Source organism: Ohtaekwangia sp., from assembly GCF_036568665.1.
Taxonomy (GTDB): Bacteria; Bacteroidota; Bacteroidia; order Cytophagales; family Cyclobacteriaceae; genus Ohtaekwangia.
Genome location: NZ_DATCSD010000130.1, coordinates 1 through 20,519, shown reverse-complemented (window position 1 = coordinate 20,519; position 20,519 = coordinate 1). Strand labels below are relative to the sequence as shown.

Genomic DNA, 20,519 nt, shown 5'->3' with positions numbered 1-20,519 from the left:
TATCAGATTTTTTACGAAGCCTACTACAGATGTTTTATCATCGAGCACGATCATCGTGCCTGTACCGAGACGGCTACCGGCCGCAGCAACAGAAGCATAGTCCATCTTTACATCCAGGTGTTGCTCTACCAGAAAATCCGTTGAGGCACCACCGGGTAAAGCTCCTCTGAATTTAAAACCATCTTGCATACCACCGGCATGCTCTTCGATCAACTCGCGCACAGTAACACCCATCGGTAATTCCCACAAGCCCGGGTGTTTTACTTTACCGCTCACACCATATAGCTTGGTACCGGCATCGTTGGTACGACTCAGTTTCTGAAACCAGTCTGCACCTTTGTTTACAATGTGTGGTATACAACTGATAGTCTCTACATTGTTTACGATAGTGGGTCTTCCAAACAAACCACTGATCTGCGGAAAGGGCGGCTTGGCGCGTGGTGTAGCACGTTTACCTTCCAATGAATTGAGCAACGCTGTTTCTTCGCCACACATATAGCGACCTACACCGGTATGCAAATGCATTTCGAGATTATAACCACTGCCTGCTATATTTTCTCCGAGATAGCCGGCATCATACGCTTCCTGTATAGCAAAGCGCAATGTGCTCGCGGCTTCTTTATAGGCCCACCGTAAAAAGATGAATGCTATATCTGCCTGCAATGCGTATGATGACAGTATCATACCTTCGAGTAACTGATGGGGCGCACTCTCCAGCAACAAGCGGTCTTTAAATGTACCGGGCTCCATCTCATCTGCATTCACGATAAAATATTTTGGTCCGGGTACATCCATCGGCACAAAACTCCACTTCAGGCCTGTTGAAAAACCGGCTCCTCCTCTGCCGCGCAGATTAGAGTCTTTCACAACGGACTGGATATCCTGCGGTGTCTTTTCTTTTAGTGCTTTCTTCAACGCCTGATACCCACCGAGCAATTCGTACTCCCGAAGCGTCAGTGGCCTGCGATCAACGCGAATATGTTCTGTGAGCGGTCGTTCCATTTTTCGAAAATGTTTAAGGTTCTATGTTTCAAGTTCAATGTTCAAGATTTAAGATTGCGGGTTCTTTGAACACGAAACGTTAAACCTCTAGGTATATCTTGCTAATATTTCAGGCAATTGATCTATTGTTACATCGCGGTATAGATCGTGGTCGATCATCAGTGCGGGGGCATGATCGCAGGTGCCGAGGCACGGGTTCGGTAATAATGTAAAGCGATTGTCGGCAGTAGTTTCTCCATACTTGACAGACAGTTGCTGCATGATGGCCTGCCGTATAGTTTCATATCCCATTACCCAGCACGATATACTATCGCACAACAGTATAACATGCCGCCCTACAGGTTTACGAAAAATGAGATTATAGAACGTAGCCACCGAGTCAAGTTCTTCCGCAGACATGTGCAGATATACCGCTATATCTTTCAGACTTTCATCCGATATCCACCTGCGATGTTCCTGCACCACCTTGAGCGCCTCTATACATGCCGCCTTCCTATACGGCACCACCCGAATGGCTTCATCGATTTCGTGTATTTCTTCGAGGGATAACATTCTTATCTGTGTTGATGTGTTCGTGTGTTGACGTGTTGATGTGGGTGCTACATAAACACCTGAACACATCAACACATCTATCGATCAATATCCGCGAGCACATAATCCATCGCTCCGAGGATGCTGAGCATGTCGGCTACGGTATAGCCGCGGCTGATATAGGGCAGCATCTGCATGTGGGGAAATGATGGCGTGCGAACTCTTACGCGATACGGTGATGTGTTGCCATCGCTTACCGCGTAATAACTGTTGGCTCCTTTGGTTGCCTCGATGCAACTCATGGCTTCTCCTGCAGGTATCACCGGGCCCCAGCTCACACCGAGAAAATGTGTGATGAGCGTTTCTATATCCTGCATGGTATGTTTCTTTACCGGTGGCGTTGTAAGCGCATGGTCTGCTTTATAGTCGCCATCGGGCATATACTTTAAACATTGCTCAATGATGCGCAGACTCTGTCGCATTTCTTCTACGCGCACTACGGCACGATCGTAGCAATCGCCATTGCTGGCTACCGGTATATCAAAGTTGAATTTATCATAGCCGGAGTACGGCTGTTTTTTGCGGAAGTCCCACTCGAAGCCACAGGCGCGTAAGCCTGCACCGGTAACACCCCATTCAATAGCTTCTTCTTTGGTAAATATACCGATGCCTATAGTGCGTGCTTTAAATATACTGTTCTTCATTACCATGGCATCGTACTCTTTCAACCGCTTGGGGAAATAGTCGAGGAAGTTCTTTACTAGTACTTCCCAGCCTTTCGGCAGATCCTGGGCTACACCTCCTATACGAAACCAGTTCGGGTGCATGCGTCCTCCGCAGATATCTTCTACAACATCAAATATTTTTTCACGATCGCTGAACATATAGAACACCGGGGAGAGCTGCCCTATATCTTGTGCAAAGGTTCCATACCACACCAGGTGACTGGCTATACGGAAGAACTCGCACATCATTACGCGGATAACGTTGGCGCGTTCAGGCACCTGTATACCGGCCAGCTTTTCTACAGCCAGTAGATACGCGAGATTATTATTTACACCTCCGAGGTAATCTACGCGATCGGTATACGGTATATAGGTATGCCACGACTGGCGCTCGGCCATCTTCTCTGCTCCGCGATGATGGAAGCCTATATCCGGTACAGCGTCCACTATATCTTCGCCATCCAGTTGCAACACAATGCGTAACACACCATGTGTGCCCGGATGCTGTGGACCTATATTTAAAAACATGAAGTCGGAATCTTCCTGCTGGGTTTTCATTCCCCAGTCTTCCGGACGAAATTGTAATGCAGCTTGTTCACGATCTTGTTTCTCATCGAACAAGCGAAACGGTCCCATCTCCGTAGCACGCGCAGGATGTTCTTTGCGCAGCGGATTTCCCTGCCACGACTCCGGCATTAACAATCTTCGCAGGTGCGGGTGTCCATCGAAGCGTATACCAAACATATCGAACACTTCACGTTCATACCAGTTTGCATTTGCCCAGAGTTTGGTGATACTGGGCACCGTAGGAAACTCTCCTTTCAATACTACTTTCAGGCGAATAAAACTGTTACGATCGAACGAGAAGAGATGGTATAGCAGCGTAAAATTATCGGAAGGATAATCGGGGGTGCGTTTACGGCTTCGTTCATCTATAGCCGAGAGATCGAACAACAGGATATAGGGTCTGGCTATACCTGTTTTTAAAAACTGAAGTATATCTTTTATTTTATTGAGGGGGATCCACAGCGTAACAATGTCATCTTTCGCGGCTTGTTCCGTGATGGCATCTTCACCGAACTGCCGCTGCAAAAGTTCTGTTGGATTACTCGTTGTTTCCATGCGAAGAATGGTTAAAATTTACTCCGGCTGCGCGGAAGTATATTCTGCAAAGAGAAGATATACTATAGATCACTGCTCTTCTCTTTGCAAAACAGGCTGGCGTGTGTAGCGAAGTCGGAACGCTATATTTCTTCGGGCGTGCGGAACGTTACCATTTGTTGCCGCGCTTCCCGTTTTGTTTCCTTCACCGATATTTTTTCAGGTTTGCTCACACCCTGTTCACCAATCACCCAACTTAATGGGCGTTTCTCCTGCCCTACACTTTTTGAAAGCAACACCAGTCCTTCCATAAAAGCATCAGGCCTCGGAGGGCAACCCGGTACATATACATCTACCGGCATAAATTTATCTACACCCTGCACCACACTATATATATCATACATACCACCGGAGTTGGCGCACGATCCCATGGAAATTACCCAGCGGGGTTCCATCATCTGTTCATAGAGACGTTTAATGATCGGTGCCATCTTGATAAATACTGTACCGGCAATGATCATCACATCAGCTTCGCGTGGCGTGCCGCGAATTACTTCGGCACCAAAGCGCGCTACATCATATTTAGGTGTCATACTCGTTGCCATCTCTACAAAGCAACACGACAGGCCAAAGTGAAACGGCCACATCGAATTTCTTCGTCCCCAGGCAAGCAAGCTTTGCATACTGGTAAGCATAACACTTTGCTTTACCGCTTCTTCCATCGAGCTTGTGCCTTGCACAGCTGCACCGGAACCATTTCCATTAGTATGTGAGAGCCACCAGTTCATGATTCGATTCTGAATAATAGTTTGTACCTCGACATTCGTTAATCGATGTTCCTTGTTCGATATTATTTCCCGCATCCCGATAGCTATCGGGAGCTGATTAGCGCAGAAACTTTAAACTTTCAGCTTTACGCTTATGGCTATATATACTTCACTATTCACTATCCCATGTTCATTATTCGATATTCAACTTTGAACTTTAAACTTTCAACTTCCTATACGCTTTCAAAATCTTCTTTCCATCGGGTCCAAAGTCCAGTGCGCCAGCGCGCCATTCATATATCAGTACTACTACCAGCAAGATCAGGAATACGATCACACCGGTATAGCCATACCATCCCAGTTCGCGAAAGGCTATAGCCCACGAGAAAATAAAAATCGTTTCGACATCGAAGATGACGAAGAGCATAGCAACAAGATAGAACTGGGCAGAGAAGCGAATGCGGGCCGAGCCTGTGCTGAGAATACCACCTTCGTACGGATCATTGGTGGCGCGCTCGTTGTGATGTTGGCCTAATATATAGGAGAGTCCGAGCATTACGCCCACCAGACTCAACACAATTAGTCCGTACAGGAATAAAGGCCAAAGCGAAGCACTATGTTCTGTTGGAGTTTCCAACGTAGTGGCTTTTAAAGAACCTTATACCGAATACTTTTTCGATTTGCAGGCGATGTGTCTGCAAAGGGAAGTGCAAAAGAAAACGCGAGCAGTTTTGGTACTCGCGTTACGTCATGCTTACTGATGATGACCTGTGATATAAAATTCCAGGTCTTCGATGATGCCACGTTGTTCTTCGATGATGAAACGAACAACGTCACCGATCGAGATCATCCCTACCAACTCCCCATCCTCGACCACGGGTAAATGACGGATGAAACGGTTGGTCATAGTCTTCATACAATCTTCGATGCTGGTATCAGGAGATACCGTAACGGGATTCTCTGTCATGATTTCCCCTATTAAAGTATCTTTCGAAGATTTACCTTTCAGGATCAACTTGCGGGCATAGTCACGTTCTGTGAATATACCCATCAGTCTCCCCTGCGTATCAGTGATCAGAAGTCCACCGATATTTTTGAGTGACATTAACTCTATAGCTTTATAGACAGTAACCGAAGGAGCAACGGAAAAGACAACATTTCCCTTGCCCTGAAGGATGTTTCTAACTTTTCCCATACGAGTGTCTGTTTGAATGGAGTAATTGAAGATAACCTTTTACAAAGACTAATGCAAGCGTTTGAAATACAAAATTTCAGCTATTCAAAAGCAAAGTTGCCTATTCTTTCCATTTCGCACTTTGCAAACAGAAGTATAGAAACCAACCTTTATGTTGCACTCGGAAACTGTTCAAACATACGAGCCCGCTACTCTATTTATACAGGCGGCCGGTGTACCTATATGGGCATTTACTTCATCATTACTTCATGCCACACTCATGAGCTTGCAAATCGCGAAATGTCAGAAACATCACCAACTCGTTACGCTTACAGCATTCGCTAACTCATTTTAATACTCTTCTATACCCGTGAACGAGGTATTTTAATAATGCCCCGTAGATATTACTTTTTTGGCGCGTATAAAGTATACTATATTTACCATGCAGCACATCTGGCACACACCCCGCAAACAACTTTAGCATGATGTACTTTTCTAACCAAAACAGATTTTTTTATCACCCCTCGGGGGTTTTAATTTTATACCCGACCTGCCACCGTACGATAGCCGGGCTTTAATGTATAGCCTGGTATCTGCATTTTTTTCTACCTTATTTCAGATACTATACCACATGATCACCGTCACACAAGCGATGCAAGTCAGAACTTCTTTCCTGTTTATTCTTTTGCTTAGTGGCATCTCCTTTTTTGCAACAGCGCAGGCAGAATCCACCCCGCAGGATACGCTGCAAATCCTTGCTTTGATTGAAGAAGCCGATAATACATTTCCGAGTTCACTGGATAAAGCTTTATTACTGAATGAATCGGCTTACCAGAAATCTGTGGCGATGAAATACGAAAATGGTATAGCGTGGTGCTTTACACAAAAAGGATATTTACTCTCACGCGGTCTTGCCAGGCATGAAGAAGCGCTGGCACTCTATACACAGGCGTTAAATACCAACGCCTGTACGCCTATTAAAATGAAAACGAAACGCGAGATAGGTCGCATCTTTGGCAGACGTGGTTTGCATGAAGAGGCGCTGCTATATTTCCAGGAAGTGCTGCGATACTCAATTGGTCGTAACGATGCCGATGCCGCCAAGTATAAAGCCGATATGGCGTTGTCTTATTCCGAGCTGGGTAATTTTTCAGAAGCGAAAAGATTGTTACTGGAATCGATCGATTATTTCTCGCACCGATCTTCTGCCTACGATATCTTCCGGACGAGTATCAATTACCAGAACCTGGCAGATATGTATACCGCCCTGAAAAATTATGACAGCGCACGTTATTGCCTTCACCAGGTGGATATACTGGAACGCAAACAAGGCAACCACAGCATGACTACCTCGGCCAATCTTACACTGGCTGATATATATCTAGCGGAAGGCAAGCGCGACTCTGCCCTATATTGCCTGCACACCGCGGGACGTCTCACCGGAGCCGAAAATTCTGCATCGATCTACAATGCGCTGGCTTCTTTCTATATCGGCTACAGAGCTGATAGCAGTTTATACTATAACAACAAAGCACTGGCCAGAGCCGATCGTACCAATGAAGCGTATGACTATTATTCTGCTCTTAAAGTACGGTCGCGTTTATTTCAATCACTTCACAAACCCGATTCAGCCATAGCATACCTGTCGATGGCAGAATCGTTTCAGGATAGTATACTGGTTGTACGACAAAAAAGACTGGCGGATATTTTACAACGAACATCCCAACAGGAAGATCAACTCTCCAGCCTGGAGGAATTGCAGGCACACAACCGCCAGCAACGACTCTTGCTGATCGCGGGTATAATTACTTTACTGCTAATATCGACTGCGCTATATAAACTATTGAAGCGATCGAAAAAAGAAATTGAAGAGAAGCGTCTACAACTTCAGTCAGCTGCACAGGAGTTACTGGAAAAAACGCGGGCGATGGAAGAAGCACATCGCAAGATCGAGGCACAAGACGTAAAGGCTGCCGATGATGAAACCTTCCGCAAGTATAACCAGATACTGCAAAGCAATATTATAACAGAAGAAGACTGGAATAATTTCCGCACATTGTTCGAAGAAGTATACCCTGATTTCTTTTCGCGCCTGCGATACCTGCATCCGTCTCTTACACGTGCCGACCTCCGGTTGCTCGCGGTTGTTAAAATGAATGTATCGATGAAGGAAGCTGCCAAGATCCTGGCCATCTCGCCCGACAGTGTGAAGAAAGCCAAGTATCGCCTCAAGAAAAAACTGGGCATGGAGCAGGAAGAAAGCCTGGAAGATTTTCTGCAGGAGGTATAGATAAAAGCGGCTATTCGTTTTCTTTCAACAACAATCTCTCCGACATTGCAACGTTTAAAGGTTGCAGATGAACAAGTTTTATTTCTATACCCCGTTGCGCGGATGGTTACTATGTACATTGGTAATTGCCGGCTGCTATAGCAGTATAGCACAAACCAAACTTCAGCAGCGAGTGCCGGAGAAAACGCGTATACTTTTTTTGTTCGATGGTTCCGGAAGCATGCTGGAACCGTGGGGCAAACCCAACCAGATCAAGATCAACATTGCCAAGTCGATCCTTACACAAATAGTAGATTCGCTCAAGCAGAACGACAAGCTTGAGTTGGCACTTCGCATTTACGGACATCGCTCACCACGCGAGGCCAACAATTGTAAAGACACGTGGCTGGAAGTTCCGTTCAAACCCAAGAATCATAAACTCATTATCGATAAAATCAATGAGATAAAACCGAAAGGTGTTACGCCTATCACCTACTCGCTCGAACAGGCCGCTAAAGATTTTCCTGCCGGTGTTGGTTATCGCAACATTGTTATACTCATAACCGATGGTATAGAATCGTGTGGCGGCGACTTATGCGCTACATCGCGCGAGCTGCAAAAGAAAGGTGTATTTCTTCGCCCCTATATTATCGGCTTGGGATTACGCGCAGAGAAAACGCTCGACTGTGCCGGTAAATATATCAGCGCAGAAACACCGCGGGAATTTCACGAAGAACTGAACAAAGCTATACAAGCTACATTTTCGAAAACAACAGTAAGTGTAGAGTTACTCGATGCCCGTAATCAATCAACCGAGAGTAATGTTAATGTGAGCTTTGTTAATTCACTAACCGGTATCAGCATGTACGACTTCGTGCATTATCGTGATACACAAGGTCGCCCTGATTCCGTGCAGATCGATCCTGTTGTTGATTATGATTTTGTGGTGAATACTATACCGCCTGTCGTAAAGCGAAACGTTACCATTGAAATCGGTAAACATAATGTTGTTCGTATTCCGGTTCCGCAGGGAAATCTCATTGTGCAGCAGGAAGGAAGAAAAGATAATTCACTCGAAGTTATTGTAAGAGAGAAAGACAAGACCGATATTATTCATACGCAACGCAGCAATGAAACGGTGCGCTATATTACCGGTAAATATGAAGTGGAAACGCTCACGCTGCCGCGAAGAAAATTCTCGGTAGATATACAGGCGAATAAAAATCAGAATATATATCTTCCTTCACCCGGCATTGTAAACTTCAATACGATATCTACCGGCTTCGGAAGTTTGTACGAAGTGAATGTCGATGGCACCCAGCAATGGATCACGAACCTGGATAATCGCAAGTCGAACTTTACCTTAACCATGTTGCCCGGCAGGTATAAAATTGTTTTCCGCGTGAGAAATGCTGCGGGCAGTAAGTTTACCGGCTTCAAGGTGTTTGATCTTGCTTCGGGCGAAACCAAAACGATCAATGTATTCAATTAAAATTATGCTGCTTATGCGAGCAGGAACCAGGGCAGCAAGGCAAGTAACAGGGCAACAATAAACCAGAAGATCAATTTACGATCAGTTTTCTTTTCGTCTGATGATGAGGTAGATGGGTGATTCATTGTGAGCGTGGTGATAACTGTACTGTACGCAATCGCTGCTACGATGTTGGATGCCTGCACGGCTGTTTTATGACTTTAACAAATCATTAACAGTTTATGGATCAGCTTGATGGAAGAACCAAAATTATTTACGACTTTCGCACTGCTTTAAAAAGTACTCCTTCCGTGTGTTTACGTGTTGATGTGTCGGGGTGTTGATGAGAAGCATGACAAGATTTACAAATTCGTACTCGTAACTATATGACCAAATTTACCTTCACCGAAAAGAAAGATACCCGCTCAGGGTTTGGCGTGGGGCTCCACGAGCTCGGCAAAAGCAATTCGAATGTAGTGGCACTTTGTGCGGACCTTACGGGATCGCTCAAGATGGATGCTTTCAAAAAAGATTTTCCTGAGCGCTTTTACCAGGTAGGTATAGCAGAAGCCAACATGATTGGTATGGCTGCCGGTATGACTATTGGCGGTAAAATTCCTTTTACCGGTACATTTGCCAACTTCTCTACAGGACGTGTATATGACCAGATCCGTCAGTCTGTTGCTTACTCAGGCAAGAATGTAAAGATCTGTGCTTCGCATGCCGGTCTTACACTGGGTGAAGATGGCGCAACGCACCAGATACTGGAAGACATTGGTATGATGAAGATGTTGCCAGGTATGACAGTAATTGTGCCTTGCGACTATAACCAGACAAAAGCTGCTACTATAGCATTAGGTACACATCAGGGTCCGGCATACTTGCGCTTCGGTCGTCCGAACTGGCCTATATTTATGGGATCTGACAGACCTTTTACGATTGGTAAAGCAGATAAACTGATCGATGGTAAAGATGTAACAATCTTCGCTTGCGGCCACATGGTATGGCAGGCAGTAGAAGCAGAAGCAGCGCTTGCAGAAAAAGGTATAAGTGCTGAGCTTATCAATATACATACGATTAAACCATTGGATGTTGAAGCGATCCTCACATCGGTTGCTAAAACAGGATGTGTCGTTACATGTGAAGAACACCAGATCAACGGTGGTCTTGGCGATAGCGTAGCACAAGTATTAGCACGCTTCAATCCTTCACCGATCGAGATGGTTGCCGTGAATGATTCATTCGGCGAAAGCGGTACGCCTACACAGCTTCTCAAAAAATACGGCCTCGGCCCTGAGAACATTATAGCAGCCGTTGAGAAAGTACTGAAACGGAAAAAATAACAACCGAATATAGATACCCCGCCCCAACGGGGTATTTTTTTTGCAAAACACTTTTGCGTACTTGAGGTCGTCAACCGGTAAACATTACTGCTATGGAAATGCTTGATAACTCCATCACTTGGTTCGAGATTCCTGTACTCGACTTTGATCGCGCCAAGAAATTTTACTCCACCATCTACGACTACCAGATGCCTGAGACGATGGTGGGCCCTACTCGTATGGGATTTTTTCTCTATGAACAAAAAGAACAGCGTGTAGGCGGAGCGATCTGTTTTGGTAAAGGATATACTCCCACTACATCCGGAGCCAGAGTATATCTCAATGGCGGCAGCGACCTGAGCATGGTATTAAATCGTATAGAGCAAGCGGGAGGAAAAGTATTGCAGCCTAAAACACTCATTGCTCCGGAGCATGGTTACTTCGCATTGTTCCATGATACTGAAGGCAACCTGCTGGCACTGCATTCGCGAAAGTAAATTTATCTGTATTGAAATTTTAAAAACGTTTGGGCACACGCTGAACGTGACGGATCAAAATATAGTTTATCAACATATATTATCGTAATATCACGATTCTATGGGAGCCTCCAAGATCGATAATTTTACACCCGCGCAGATACACCTGGCGATGTATGCAAAAGCGTTAGGGCATCCGGCACGCATTGCCATTGTACAGTTTCTGGCACAGCGCAAATCCTGTGTATGTCGCGAGATAGTAAATGCACTGCCGCTTTCGCAGTCAACCATCTCACAACATTTGCGCGAACTGAAAAATGCCGGGCTCATCCGCGGTAACATTGATGGCCCCAGTGTATGGTATTGTGTTGATGAAAAAATCTGGAACAGAGCAAAGCGCGCATTAGGTAATCTTTTTGAAAATTGTGATCCTGCCAATGTGCTGAACCGATTTCCTGAACCACAAAAAAGTATGAACGTATGACACTCACTTATAAAACCATTGATACGCCTGAGAGCTTTGAAATATTCCGCTCACTTTTAAAAGCCTCCGGACTTCCAGCGGATGATCTCAACTTCAACCGCGATTTACTCGTAGGCTATTATGAAGCCGATCAACTTGTAGGCACCGGTGCATTAGAAGTATATGGCGACTATGCTTTACTTCGTTCACTCTCGGTAAAGTTGGGTATACGTGGTCAATCGGTCGGCACTACTATAACCGATTATCTTATTGATGAAGCACGCAAAAGAAATCTGAAAGGTATATACCTCCTCACCGAAAAAGCACGAGGCTTCTTTCTGAAAAAAGGTTTTCTTGATACAACACGCGATGCTGTTCCACAGGAGCTTCATGCTTCATCCGAGTTCTCGCATGTATGCCCTACATCTGCCGTGGTGATGCACCTTGCTTTGGAAGCATGATCGTTAACCGTTAATCGAAAGAATCCATTAACGTATAACTATCAACGATTAACATATAACTATTAACTGTTAACCAATAACGTCTCCACAATTACGATCATCCGTTAGGAAAGAAATTTCACCGTTCGTAAACTATAAATCGTAAATGATAAATTACATTTGCGCTTCATTTTTCCAACCCTTATGAAATTGAATAAATATTTTGTTATCGATTTCGACAGCACCTTTACAAAAGTAGAAGCATTCGATGTACTGGCCGACATCTCTCTGCAGGATCATCCCGAGAGAGAAGAGCGCAAGAAGAAGATTATACAGATTACAAACCAGGGCATGGATGGCTCGATATCGTTTCGTGAGTCGTTGGAAAAAAGATTAAACCTGCTGGCACCCAGCCAGCATCACCTGCCTGCGCTTATTGCTAAATTGAAAGGCAGTGTATCAGAGTCATTCAAACGCAACAAAGAATTCTTTCAACAGTATTCTGATAACATCTATATTATCTCGAACGGCTTCAAGGAATTTATTGAGCCGATCGTTACGGAGTTTGGTATCAAATCAGAAAATATACTGGCCAATGAATTTCGCTTTGATGCCGATGGTAAAGTAATTGGTTTTGATACCGAGAATCCTTTATCAGCCAATGGTGGTAAAGTAACACAACTCAAGAAGCTGAATTTACCGGGAGATGTATATGTGATTGGTGATGGCTATACCGATTATGAGATCAAGCATGCCGGTCTTGCCAACAAGTTCTTTGCCTTTACAGAAAATGTAGAGCGTGAGAATGTAAAGAACAAAGCGGATCATATAACACCAAGCCTTGATGAGTTCTTATACCTGAACAAACTCAACACCGCTATATCCTATCCGAAGAATCGTATCAATGTATTGTTGCTCGAGAACGTTCATCCCGTAGCCGTAGAATTGCTTCGCACCGAAGGCTTCAACGTGGAAACGTATCATGCTGCCATGACGGAGGAAGAACTCATTCAGAAGATCAAGAATGTTTCTGTATTAGGTATACGTTCGAAAACACAGGTGACAGCCAAAGTACTGGAGCATGCCAATCGCCTGATGGTGATCGGAGCTTTCTGTATCGGTACAAACCAGATCGATCTGAAGGAAGCTACCAAGAAAGGTATAGCCGTATTCAACGCACCGTTTAGCAATACCCGTTCCGTTGTAGAGCTTGCTGTGGCCGAGATGATCATGCTGATGCGTAACATCGTAGATAAGTCTGCGAAGATGCACAAAGGCGTGTGGGATAAATCTGCGAAGGGAAGCTTTGAAGTACGCGGCAAGAAATTAGGATTGATCGGCTATGGAAATATAGGTACACAACTTTCCGTTATTGCCGAGTCGCTCGGCATGAAAGTATTGTACTACGATACGGAAGAAAAGCTTTCGTTAGGAAATGCGATCAAATGCAAAACCATGAACGAAGTGCTGGAGCAGGCGGATGTTATCTCCATGCACGTTGATGGTCGCAAAGCCAACACCAACCTGATTGGTCCGAAAGAATTTGGCCTGATGAAGAAAGGCGTGATCTTTATCAACCTGAGTCGCGGGCATGTAGTAGATATACAATCGCTGCGCGAAAATATACTCAGCGGTAAAGTAGCAGGCTGTGCCATCGATGTATTTCCGTACGAACCGGTGAGCAACGATGAAGAGTTTATCAACGACCTGCGTGGTTTGCCGAATACTATATTAACGCCACACATTGGAGGTAGTACACTGGAAGCGCAGGAGAACATCGGTAAATTTGTTCCCGGCAAAATGATGGACTATATCAACACCGGAAGTACATCTAACAGTGTAAACTTCCCGAACCTCACGTTGCCTATATTACAGGATGCGCACCGCCTCATCCATATTCACAACAACGTGCCGGGTATACTTGCCAAGATCAACCAACTCCTGGCCGACCACGACATCAATATCGTAGGGCAATATTTGAAGACGAATGAATCGGTGGGGTATGTGATCACGGATATTAACAAACAATACGATAAAGAGGTGATTGCTAAACTGAGAGCCGTGGAGAACACGATCAAGTTTCGCGTGTTGTATTGATTCTTATTTTATAGGTATATATTTACAAGAAGAGCGCTGCTGATGGTGGCGCTTTTTTTGTTTCCCGCGGATTTCGCAGATAGACGCAGATGAAAATACAGAAAATCTCCCACATCCCGATAGCTATCAGGAACAGATGGACACAGATAAATGCTATTAAACGTTGATGTGTATTTTACTTCAACATTTGTTGATCGGTGTTCCTTGTTCAATATTCAATTCCGTTATTCTAACTTTTACACTTCAGTACTACACATTAATCGCTGATATATACTCTTCCGGGTAACGATTAACGTATAACCGATAACGCCTCCAAGTGCGCTATATGTGATTACTACTAAAGAAGATCGTGCTATAAAAAAGAGGTGGGCAAAAAACAAAAACCCAATGGATTTGGTGAGGTGTTTCTGAACCCCATAAAGACAAGTTTTGAGCTGCCGTCAATCGCAACCTTCTTCTGTTAACCTGCTTTTTGGGCGAGGTCCCGATAAATATCGGGATGAGGCCTGATTTTAATTGAAAGCTTTCGCTCGGTATTGTTTTAAATTGTTAGGTTCAGCAAACGTGTCCCAAATCCAAGGGTAGTGCGAACTTAGGCAAAACACTCTTTTCTGCCAAGATTGTTTTTACAGTATTTTTTTCGATGTTCTGTAAATCGTTTTCAACCCACGATCACACGCCTGTGTAATCTTTAAATTGTTGTAAAAAAACGTTTTCATTTTTAGGGAACTTTTAATTTTCAGCAGGGGCTGTGTACAATTGTATACACTATTTTTGCTGGCGACTATGAACCCGAAGATCAATTTTACGCCAGGCCCTTCTCAGCTTTACTTCACAGTTGAAGATCATGTACGCACTGCTTTTCGCGATGGTATACCAAGCCTGTCGCACCGCAGCAAACAATATGAAGCGATCTATAAAAAAGCGGTGGATGGCTTACGTGAACTGCTCGGTCTCCCCTCGAACTATCATGTATTGTTCACCGGTTCTGCCAATGAGATCTGGGAGCGCATCATACAAAACCTGGTAGAAGAAAAATCTCTTCACCTGGTGAATGGTTCTTTTTCAAAACGATTCTTTGAGATCGCGCAACTGCTCAATAAGAAGCCGGTAAAAATAGAAGTACCGATGGGACAAGGCTTCAATGCTGATGTAGTCCGTACGGGAATCGAACCGGGTATAGAACTTCTCGGTGTTACACACAATGAAACCAGCACAGGCGTTTGCCAGCCGTTGGAGTTCATCTATACTCTTCGTCAGCAATACCCGGATGTACTGCTCGCGGTAGATGCAGTTTCTTCTCTGCCCTACCCTGACTTTGATTACAGCAAAGTTGATTCTGTTTTCTTCTCTGTGCAAAAAGGATTTGGATTACCGGCAGGTCTTGGTGTATGGCTGGTAAATGATCGCTGTCTGGCAAAAGCCGAGCAACTTCTGGCAAAAGGAATTTCTATCGGTTCATTCCACAGCCTGCCCTCCCTCTATACACACGCTATCAAAAATCAAAATCCGGAAACACCCAACGTGCTCGGTATATACCTGTTGGCACAGGTGATTGAAGATATGGTGCGCAGAGGTATTACATCTATACGAAAGGAAACTGAGTATAAAGCTGCACTGCTATATCAGGCATTGGAAAGTCACAGCGATATAAAACCATTCGTACAAGATAAAAACCTGCGGTCTAAAACGGTGATCGTTGCCGACTGTGGCGAGCATACCGAAAAGATTACACAACGCCTGCTTGCCAAAGGTATGCAACCCGGTGATGGCTATGGCTCGTTCAAAAAAACACAGCTTCGCTTCGCCAACTTCCCCACGCATTCTAAAGAACAATATGAATTGCTGGTAGATACACTCGCAAATTAATACGCCTTGTACTGGCGTGAGGTTAGGATATACTATATCTTGCAGACGTAATTCCCCCTTTTAAACCTTTGTTTTGAACTTTCGTCTAACATCTGATATCCACCAACCTCTACTTGGAAGATAAAGAGCTTTTAGAAAAAATCCGGAACGCAGAGACGCGGAATTATGGGTTCAACCTGTTGGTGAGAGTCTATCAGCAACGGGTATACTGGCATATTCGCAAAATGGTAATCGACCATGACGATGCGGACGATGTTACACAGGAGGTATTTATCAAGATCCACAAGAACATCGAGAACTTTCGCGAAGACTCACAGCTCTATACCTGGATATACCGCATAGCCACCAACGAATGCCTCAGTTTTCTACAGCGCAAAAAGCGCAGATTCTTTCTTCCTATTGCTGATGTAGCCAAAGAACTCAGTGCGAAACTGGATAACTCCTCGCACGTTTCAGGAGATGATATCCAGTTGAAACTTCAAAAAGCATTGCTCAAACTTCCTGATAAACAACGGGTAGTTTTCAATATGAAATACTTTGATGATATGTCGTATGAAGAAATCGCAGCCATCACCAACACCAGCGTAGGTGCGTTGAAAGCGAGCTATCATCATGCGGTTAAGAAAATTGAGGATTTCCTCACTACATGATTAAACTTTTAAGAAATTCTAAAGTCGAAGAAGCATCATGAAACTCGAAGACCTGCCGAAAAAACAAATATTCAATGTGCCCGATGGGTACTTTGATAAGCTTCCGGGCACTATACAGGCTCGCGTTGCCAAAGAGCAGCAGGCTATGCGGCCGGCTTTCCGGTATACACTTCAATATGCCATTCCTGTTGTGATCGTAATTGCCATCGGTATATTCTGGATGGTAAATATATCGTCACCCACTACAGCAGAAGAAATGCTGGCCGAGATACATACTTCCGACCTGGTAGCATTTCTCAACGATTCTGATATCTCTACAGATGAATTGATCGAACATACTTTGCTCGATGCACAGGATGCTGATGCTATTGAAGTTGCCGTTTATGGTTATGACCTTGACCAGGAAACCCTCGATATTATAACAGACGAAATTGATTTAAATAATTTGTAATGAAGATATTAACCAACATCGTTGTATTACTGTTGCTGTCGGCACCGTTGTTCGCGCAGGATGATGATGTGCCACAGGAACAAGATCCGCAGGTAAAGCAAAAAATACAGGCGGCACGTGTTGCCTATATAACCGATCAGCTTGGTCTCACACCTGACGAGGCTGAGAAATTCTGGCCGGTATACCGAGAGTTCTCGGAGAAGCGCCAGCAGTTGCTAAAAGAGTATCGCCAGGCAAAACGCAATCCCGATCCCAACAAAACAACCGAGCAGAATGATAAAGACCTGGTAGAGCTCGGCCTGAAAGTAAAACAACAGGAAGTAAACCTGGAGAAAGAGTATTCTGACAAACTGCTGAAAGTTATATCAGCGCAGAAGCTTCGTACATTACCGGATGCCGAGAAACGTTTCAGACAAATGATTCTCGATCAGATACAGCGCAGACAAGGGCTGCAGGAAAGACGCGAGAAGATGCGCGATCGACAACAACAACGACTGCAGCAGCGAAACAATTAATACCGGTAACAATAACACCAGTCGCGCCACCACCATGAATCCTCCGCGACTGGTACACCGATGAAGTTAATCCAAAGACTCTCCACCCTTCTGCTGATCATTACTTGCACAAAGCTTTTTGCGCAAGACAAGAAGCCTATATTTGCCAATAGCGATTCACTGCTCACGTATACCGATTCTCTCAATGTATTTGCACTCATAGACAGTTTATTGCAGATCGATGATGCCAGCGGTTCGCAGCTGGCTATACGGCTGGGCTATAACAGCAACGTGATGTCTGCCGGCCGCACATTGGGTATCGAAAACTTCGGGCTCGCCCCGGGCATTTCCTACTACCATACATCCGGTTTGTATGCCGATGTTACCGGGTATTGGAGTAAAAATTTTACACCTACATATTATCTCACCGTGGCATCGGCTGGGTATATGTATACCTTCTCCAAGCGTTTTTCTGCCATGGCCAGTTACGATCGTTACTTCTATTCAGAATCAGGCGGAGACATATATATACCTTACAAGAATACACTTTCTGTTACTCCCATTCTCGAATTCAAGCCTGTATCATTATCCGTAAATTATTCCTATTATTTTGGCGATACTCATGTGCATCGCATCATGCCGGCCCTGAGTGTAACCTTGCAGAAACGTAATTGGAAAGGCATCGACCGCATCAGCATCATGCCATCGTTCTATGCATTGTTTGGTAATGAAGTGATCTCGGAGATACAATATCCGGATACCATTCGCGAACTCATTCGCAGGCTACGGCAGGGCTTGCCGTGGTACGATGTGGTGGAACATAACGAATTTGGCATTCTCAATTATACCATCAGTGCTCCGCTGATGGTGAGCTATAAAAAGTGGACCTTTACTTTCACGTACAGCTATAATATTCCCAAAGCCCTTCCTGGCGAAACACTCACCTATTCGGAAAGCAGCTACCTCTCGGGCAGCCTTTCTTATTTTATTGACCTGCGATCGCGTAAATCAGGTTTGTAATATTCCAGTCTTTGAATATTTTGCCAGATAATCATTAACCAATTATATGCATTCTTGCAATAAACTTTTCTTAGCCGCACTCGCGCTGGTATCGTCATGCATACTCAGTGTTGCGCAGGACTATCGCTGGCAACAACGTGTTGAGTATACGATGGACGTACACCTGGATGTGAAAACGCACCGCGTTACCGGCACACAAAAACTCACCTACTACAATAATTCAAAAGATACACTCACAAAAGTATACTACCATTTATACTTTAATGCCTTTCAGCCCAACAGCATGATGGATGTTCGCTCTCGCAACATCTCTGATCCTGACGGACGTGTGAAAGACCGCATCTCCAAATTAAAAGACGATGAGATCGGCTATCAACATATACTCGCCCTGAAGCAGGATGGTAAAGAAACACAATACCGTGTAGATGGTACTGTACTGGAAGTAACACTCCCGAAAGCTATACTCCCCGGAACAAAAACTGTATTCGATATGAAGTTCGAATCACAGGTGCCGATCCAGATCAGACGCTCCGGAAGAAACAACAAAGAAGGTATAGCGTACTCGATGACACAGTGGTATCCGAAGATGGCTGAGTATGATTTTCGCGGATGGCATGCGTATCAATATGTAGCGCGTGAGTTTCACGGAGTGTGGGGTGATTTTGATGTGAAGATCACCATCGATCCTACCTTCGTTCTGGCGGGCACGGGTAAACTGGTGAATGCTGATAAGATCGGCTACGGTTATGAAAAATCAGGCACCACGGTAAAGCATGCTGATGGCGAACTGACCTGGAACTTTGTAGCAAAAAATGTTATTGACTTTGCATGGGCTGCTGATCCTGACTATATCCACGATCGTGTACAGGTACCGAACGGACCAGAGCTACATTTCTTCTACCAGAAGAACGACAAGATCATCGACAACTGGAAGAAGATGGAAGGCTATGCGGTAAAGCATTTCGAATTTATGAATACTACTTTCGGTAAATATCCTTACGAAAGCTATTCGATCATTCAAGGTGGTGATGGTGGTATGGAGTACCCGATGTGTACGTTGATACTGGGCGAAGGTAACTTTGGCGGACTTGTTGGTGTGATGTCGCACGAAGCAGCGCATAGCTGGTATCAGGGAGTATTGGCATCCAATGAATCGCTATACCCTTGGATCGATGAAGGCTTCACCGATTTTGCCAGTCAGGAATCAGATGCATTGCTCTTCAGCACACCGATGGCCGATGCGCATACCGGAAGTTATAATGCATACTTCAACCTCATCAAGCGTGGCTTGCAGGAACCTATCAGTCAACATTCCGATCACTATAATACCAACACTGCGTATAGCACAGCAGCGTATGCCATGGGCACTATATTTCTGCATCAGCTGAAGTATATCATAGGTGAAGAAAATTTCTACAAAGGCATGCGTATATACTATAACGCGTGGAAGTTCAAACACCCGGAACCGAATGACTTTATCCGTGTAATGGAAAAAGTTTCCGGCTTGCAACTGAAATGGTATATGAGCTACTGGGTAAACACAACCAAGAAAATCGACTATAGTATAAAGTCTGTATTGGAAAAAGACGGCAACACGTTTGTTACACTCGAACGCCTCGGAGATTTCCCTATGCCGGTTGACTTAGTTGTAACCTATAAAGATGGCAGCAAGGAATTATACTATATACCGCTGAACGAAACACTGGGTAACAAACCCGTAGAAGATAAATCGCTGAAGCGTGTTGATCTTACTGAATGGCCCTGGGTAAACCCAACCTATACCGCACAGATCAATGGCAAAGCCAGCGACATTGCCACGATCGAAATTGACCCATCACAACGCATGGCTGATGTAGAGCGGAAGAATAACAGCGTAGATATATCGCAAGGATTGAAAGCGTATCAGAATTCTACACGGTAGTTAGGGGTTAACTGTTATTCGTTAATGGTTATCCGTTAATCGCAGATAAATTTCAAAGACGCAGAGATGCATAAAAAGGCGAAGTCCTTTGTGTAGCTCTGCGTTTTTTTCTTTGTGTTCCTTTGTGCCATTGGATTTTTCAAATGCAGAATTGAATATCGAACAAGGAACATCGATCAACGAATGTTGAAGTGAAATGCACACTGCTTTTTACTTTTAGCTTTCTTCCGGACTTCCCGACTTCTCTGACTTTCCGACCTCCGCATTTATCTGTGA

The 20,519-nt window shown here is 44.5% G+C and carries 21 protein-coding genes; 14 read left to right on the top strand and 7 right to left on the bottom strand.

Annotated elements, in window-relative coordinates:
- From VIN08_RS06880 to VIN08_RS06855, 6 genes are all read right to left on the bottom strand, one after another.
- A partial coding sequence (locus tag VIN08_RS06880) for a complex I 51 kDa subunit family protein (RefSeq protein WP_331962207.1) occupies positions 1 to 1,002 on the bottom strand: 1,002 nt, incomplete at its 3' end.
- Positions 1,003 to 1,089: 87 nt separating this feature from the next.
- Positions 1,090 to 1,554, bottom strand: a complete 465-nt coding sequence (gene nuoE / locus VIN08_RS06875; protein WP_331962205.1) for an NADH-quinone oxidoreductase subunit NuoE — start codon at positions 1,552 to 1,554, stop codon at positions 1,090 to 1,092.
- 77 nt (positions 1,555 to 1,631) lie between these two features.
- Positions 1,632 to 3,380, bottom strand: a complete 1,749-nt coding sequence (nuoC, locus tag VIN08_RS06870; protein WP_331962203.1) for an NADH-quinone oxidoreductase subunit C/D — start codon at positions 3,378 to 3,380, stop codon at positions 1,632 to 1,634.
- Between the two features lie 122 nt (positions 3,381 to 3,502).
- Positions 3,503 to 4,147 carry an NADH-quinone oxidoreductase subunit NuoB gene (locus VIN08_RS06865; protein WP_331962200.1) on the bottom strand — a complete coding sequence of 215 codons (645 nt, stop codon included), beginning with the start codon at positions 4,145 to 4,147 and terminating at the stop codon, positions 3,503 to 3,505.
- A gap of 196 nt (positions 4,148 to 4,343) precedes the next feature.
- The gene (locus tag VIN08_RS06860; RefSeq protein WP_331962197.1) at positions 4,344 to 4,763 is read right to left on the bottom strand and encodes an NADH-quinone oxidoreductase subunit A; all 420 of its coding nucleotides are present in this window, start codon (positions 4,761 to 4,763) and stop codon (positions 4,344 to 4,346) included.
- Positions 4,764 to 4,880: 117 nt separating this feature from the next.
- A complete protein-coding gene (locus VIN08_RS06855) occupies positions 4,881 to 5,321 on the bottom strand; it encodes a CBS domain-containing protein (protein ID WP_331962194.1) in 441 nt (146 codons plus the stop codon).
- A gap of 151 nt (positions 5,322 to 5,472) precedes the next feature.
- Between VIN08_RS06855 and VIN08_RS06850 the strand changes: the two genes are divergently transcribed.
- The 3 genes from VIN08_RS06850 to VIN08_RS06840 all read left to right on the top strand — a co-directional run bounded on the left by VIN08_RS06850 (position 5,473) and on the right by VIN08_RS06840 (position 9,061).
- Entirely contained in the window at positions 5,473 to 5,655 is a 183-nt protein-coding gene (locus VIN08_RS06850; RefSeq protein WP_331962191.1) for a hypothetical protein, read from the top strand.
- A gap of 276 nt (positions 5,656 to 5,931) precedes the next feature.
- Positions 5,932 to 7,590: a hypothetical protein gene (locus tag VIN08_RS06845; RefSeq protein ID WP_331962188.1), complete on the top strand. Its 1,659-nt coding sequence runs from the start codon at positions 5,932 to 5,934 to the stop codon at positions 7,588 to 7,590.
- A 67-nt stretch (positions 7,591 to 7,657) separates the two neighbouring features.
- The gene (locus VIN08_RS06840) at positions 7,658 to 9,061 is read left to right on the top strand and encodes a vWA domain-containing protein (protein WP_331962185.1); all 1,404 of its coding nucleotides are present in this window, start codon (positions 7,658 to 7,660) and stop codon (positions 9,059 to 9,061) included.
- A gap of 11 nt (positions 9,062 to 9,072) precedes the next feature.
- Here VIN08_RS06840 and VIN08_RS06835 read toward each other — a convergent pair whose 3' ends face one another.
- Positions 9,073 to 9,246: a hypothetical protein gene (locus VIN08_RS06835; protein ID WP_331962182.1), complete on the bottom strand. Its 174-nt coding sequence runs from the start codon at positions 9,244 to 9,246 to the stop codon at positions 9,073 to 9,075.
- A 180-nt stretch (positions 9,247 to 9,426) separates the two neighbouring features.
- Here VIN08_RS06835 and VIN08_RS06830 point away from each other — a divergent pair, with 180 nt between their 5' ends.
- The 11 genes from VIN08_RS06830 to VIN08_RS06780 all read left to right on the top strand — a co-directional run bounded on the left by VIN08_RS06830 (position 9,427) and on the right by VIN08_RS06780 (position 20,243).
- Positions 9,427 to 10,383, top strand: a complete 957-nt coding sequence (locus VIN08_RS06830) for a transketolase family protein (protein WP_331962179.1) — start codon at positions 9,427 to 9,429, stop codon at positions 10,381 to 10,383.
- A 92-nt stretch (positions 10,384 to 10,475) separates the two neighbouring features.
- Complete coding sequence (locus VIN08_RS06825) at positions 10,476 to 10,859, top strand: VOC family protein (RefSeq protein WP_331962176.1); 384 nt, start codon at positions 10,476 to 10,478, stop codon at positions 10,857 to 10,859.
- A gap of 100 nt (positions 10,860 to 10,959) precedes the next feature.
- Complete coding sequence (locus VIN08_RS06820) at positions 10,960 to 11,322, top strand: metalloregulator ArsR/SmtB family transcription factor (protein WP_331962174.1); 363 nt, start codon at positions 10,960 to 10,962, stop codon at positions 11,320 to 11,322.
- Positions 11,319 to 11,762 carry an arsenic resistance N-acetyltransferase ArsN2 gene (gene arsN2, locus VIN08_RS06815; RefSeq protein WP_331962171.1) on the top strand — a complete coding sequence of 148 codons (444 nt, stop codon included), beginning with the start codon at positions 11,319 to 11,321 and terminating at the stop codon, positions 11,760 to 11,762. Before VIN08_RS06820 ends, arsN2 begins: the two co-directional genes overlap by 4 nt.
- Positions 11,763 to 11,945: 183 nt before the next feature.
- Positions 11,946 to 13,838, top strand: coding sequence for a phosphoglycerate dehydrogenase (gene serA, locus VIN08_RS06810; RefSeq protein ID WP_331962169.1), 1,893 nt, complete (start codon positions 11,946 to 11,948; stop codon positions 13,836 to 13,838).
- Positions 13,839 to 14,624: 786 nt separating this feature from the next.
- Positions 14,625 to 15,707, top strand: coding sequence for an aminotransferase class V-fold PLP-dependent enzyme (locus VIN08_RS06805; RefSeq protein WP_331962167.1), 1,083 nt, complete (start codon positions 14,625 to 14,627; stop codon positions 15,705 to 15,707).
- Positions 15,708 to 15,820: 113 nt separating this feature from the next.
- On the top strand, positions 15,821 to 16,357 hold the full coding sequence (locus VIN08_RS06800; RefSeq protein WP_331962165.1) for a sigma-70 family RNA polymerase sigma factor: 537 nt from the start codon (positions 15,821 to 15,823) through the stop codon (positions 16,355 to 16,357).
- Positions 16,358 to 16,394: 37 nt separating this feature from the next.
- A complete protein-coding gene (locus VIN08_RS06795) occupies positions 16,395 to 16,808 on the top strand; it encodes a hypothetical protein (RefSeq protein ID WP_331962162.1) in 414 nt (137 codons plus the stop codon).
- On the top strand, positions 16,808 to 17,323 hold the full coding sequence (locus VIN08_RS06790) for a hypothetical protein (protein ID WP_331962159.1): 516 nt from the start codon (positions 16,808 to 16,810) through the stop codon (positions 17,321 to 17,323). The genes VIN08_RS06795 and VIN08_RS06790 overlap by 1 nt, the downstream gene beginning before the upstream one ends.
- 60 nt (positions 17,324 to 17,383) lie before the next feature.
- Positions 17,384 to 18,322 carry a hypothetical protein gene (locus VIN08_RS06785; RefSeq protein WP_331962157.1) on the top strand — a complete coding sequence of 313 codons (939 nt, stop codon included), beginning with the start codon at positions 17,384 to 17,386 and terminating at the stop codon, positions 18,320 to 18,322.
- Positions 18,323 to 18,368: 46 nt separating this feature from the next.
- Positions 18,369 to 20,243 carry a M1 family metallopeptidase gene (locus VIN08_RS06780; RefSeq protein WP_331962154.1) on the top strand — a complete coding sequence of 625 codons (1,875 nt, stop codon included), beginning with the start codon at positions 18,369 to 18,371 and terminating at the stop codon, positions 20,241 to 20,243.
- Positions 20,244 to 20,519 lie beyond the last annotated feature (276 nt).